The organism is Bradyrhizobium huanghuaihaiense, assembly GCF_007830635.1.
GTDB lineage: Bacteria > Pseudomonadota > Alphaproteobacteria > Rhizobiales > Xanthobacteraceae > Bradyrhizobium > Bradyrhizobium huanghuaihaiense.
In genome coordinates, this window is the sequence record NZ_VLLA01000090.1 from 1 (window position 1) to 2,740 (window position 2,740).

The 2,740-nt window shown below is 58.6% G+C and carries 2 protein-coding genes; both read right to left on the reverse strand.

What is annotated here, in order from left to right; genetic code table 11:
- Window positions 1-214: 214 nt before the first annotated feature.
- Window positions 215-421, reverse strand: a complete 207-nt coding sequence (locus tag IQ16_RS44865) for a hypothetical protein (protein WP_011084638.1) — start codon at window positions 419-421, stop codon at window positions 215-217.
- Between the two features lie 834 nt (window positions 422-1,255).
- A complete protein-coding gene (locus IQ16_RS44870) occupies window positions 1,256-1,657 on the reverse strand; it encodes a hypothetical protein (RefSeq protein WP_011084637.1) in 402 nt (133 codons plus the stop codon).
- Window positions 1,658-2,740: the final 1,083 nt, after the last annotated feature.

Sequence of the window (2,740 nt, forward strand, 5' to 3'; positions counted from 1 at the left end):
TTGGCTCAGAGACCTTTTGTCCCTCTTCCTGCTCTCACTCTGGCCAACGCTCAACTGTCCAGTTCAGCCCAATTCGGCTTATTAACGATCGACTCGGATCGCAGGCAGCGCGGGCGACTCGCCGCCTTGGCTGACTTCAATCGGGAGCTAGTTCAGTTTCTGCGGAGAAAAATCTCGTGTTCCGAGCCTGGCGGCCCGATACCGGCTGTTTAGTTCACGTCCCCGAGAGTAAGACTTTTATTTGGCTCAGATCCGGATGGGGCAGAAGCTTGTGCAAACCCATTCGCAACTTGAGGTCTTCCGGCGCCCACGGATCTCCCTGCTGCCAGCTCGGGGGCACATAAAGAGACAAACTTGGCAGCGGCTGGTTGCGCCGCACTTGCGGCGCATAAGGCGAGGATGTTGAGTTGAAGCCGTCCATGTTCCACCCCCTGAACGCTTAAAGCCGACTACAGAAGGTCAGCGACAGGAAACAGCGCGGGCGCGGCCTGGCGCCTACCGACCTGGGGGGCTGGATAAAGGCACTATCCCTGCCGCTCCGCGCTGCCGTTGAGTTTAGCGGAAAGCGTGACTCGGCGCTGACCGTTCTGGATAGATAGCGCTGTCCCTGCCACGTCCCGTTAACCACAACGGCTCTGTATCCGGGCTGGCTTACTGAAAGCTGACGAGACCCGGCAATTCCCAAAACGAAAGCGGCCCGTGTGGGCAAGTTGCAGTCAAGCGTGAGAACGACGTTCCGGCGGCACGCTTGGTACCACGTCAGCCTGAGCATTCGCCAGCTAGCAGCTCCGGTGTCCAGCGCCCGGCCTGCCGGAGGGCCGCAGGCGGTGGCCACCAGAAGGGCCTCTTCCTTGTCGTTGAGTTCGCGCTCTGCCCGGTAGGCGGCTCTTCGCTCTGGTTCTCCGCCAGGTTGCCTTCGACAAAAACGTCGAAGGGTGGGAGACCGCCAAGTGGCCGACGCCCAGGCTTGTGGCGATCACGTCATCACTCATCCCGGCATCGGCCGCCAACCGGATCTGCGCCCCCTTGAGCGGACAGCGGTTGCCTGCCTCCGCCTAAGAAAAGCTCTATTCGACAAAAAGAGAGGTATCTATGGCAAACGAATCTTAGATAACTCGCGGCATCTTGAGTTCAGAGCAATCGTGGGATTTGGCGGGTGAGCTGAAGCCACTAAAGCGACCCACACCCTCGTCAGTGGGCGACATATGCCCTCGGCTCTGGAGGAAGTAGCTGCGATCGGGCTCTTATCGCAAGCTCAGTGAAGCGCCTGCCTTCCCGCGGGTGATGGCTGTGGCTTGAGATGATCCAATATCTTCGAGCCGGCGCTGAACGACCTCGACCAGAATTTCTCCAGAAAATCCAGGTGACACCGCAACAGCTCCGAGGAAGTTTTGGAGTCCGCGATATCCTTCAGAAAGGTGGCCTGATCGTGCAGGGAGGAAGCCGCCAAACCTAGTCCGTCCTTCAGGGCCGCAGCGAACAGGTTGCTTGTCGCTTCAATCGAGCTCTGCCATTCCCGAAAAGTAAATGGAATAGGCGATGCGGCTGTCGTAGATTTCCCAGCGCCATCGGCGGAAGCGCCAGATATCAGAGCCGGGTCGTGCCCGACATGTGGCCGCCGCTCGCGTTTCTCGTCTTCGCTTGCATTCGGTGCCATTCGAGATCTCCTAGCTTGAAGGGCTTATAACGTACTAAGTTGTTCGCCGCTCATTTCGATCATCCCCTACAAGGTACCACAATTGCCAACACGCGATACCTACCTCATTTGGTAACGTGGCAGCAAAGGAGGCAGTGAACGCGATACGGCCAGAGCCCATAGGCTGTAAAGCGCGCGTCCGTGTGCTGTCGCTTTGCCCACCGGTGCCGGCCCAGAGGCTGAGAACTGGGGCGATCGGATGGAGGATGGTGCCGGCTGCGCGTAGATGGCTGGCGGCGGCAAAGTCGGTGAGCGCACGTACATGGAGCAGCAATCAACATTCAATAATTGTTTAAGATTCTCCAAGCCGCTGGAACGGGCGATCGCTTCTACCCTGCTTCGAAGGCTTCACTGGCAGCCTGCTCGGCCTGTTGACGGCCCTGCCCTCTGAGCCAACGAGCGCTTCTGGACGGGCCACATGAAAGCGACTTTGAATCGCGGTGGATGCCCTCGACGGCTGGAAGCCGATTCGGCCGGCTGGCGTATATGATCTATTAGAACCATCTCGGCGGCTCGCGCAACCAGGCGACCGCCAGGCACTTAACCGCCGCGGCACCGCTATACGGGATCATCCAGAGGTTCTTGCCGACCGAATGCGAAATCCATGCTTCGATACGACGAGCTAACTGCCGGCGCAAACTTGCGATGTTCGGCGAAGCTTGTCCGGTGTCAGCTAGCGGGTTGGGTTAGGTGAAGCAATAGACGTTGCAAGCACCCCGCGCGGGAAAACGGCGTTGATGGACAATGGCGGCAATACCCTTGCGTCTCGAGTTTAGCTGGAGGCTTGCTTTTTCTCTCGCACGCAGGCTTACGTCCTGTGGCTCTCGAACGTGTGCGGCGCAATGTGGCACTCGGGCCGATCTTGAGACGTATAAACGCTGTGATCGTATGAACTTGTAGCAGCGCGGCTCGAGATAGACGACCAGAGACATGCTCCAGATGGCACCGTCCCTAGTACCCGGAATCAGAGCTGAGTGATACGGCGGCCTTTGAAACGGCGTTGACGGACCTTTTTCTTGGTCCAGACGAAGGGCTCGGCTCTGT

What these genes read in the sequence shown, in the direction of transcription:
- IQ16_RS44865 (WP_011084638.1), bottom strand. Translation starts at nt 421, where the DNA reads ATGGACGGCTTCAACTCAACATCCTCGCCTTATGCGCCGCAAGTGCGG.
- IQ16_RS44870 (WP_011084637.1), bottom strand. Translation starts at nt 1,657, where the DNA reads ATGGCACCGAATGCAAGCGAAGACGAGAAACGCGAGCGGCGGCCACAT.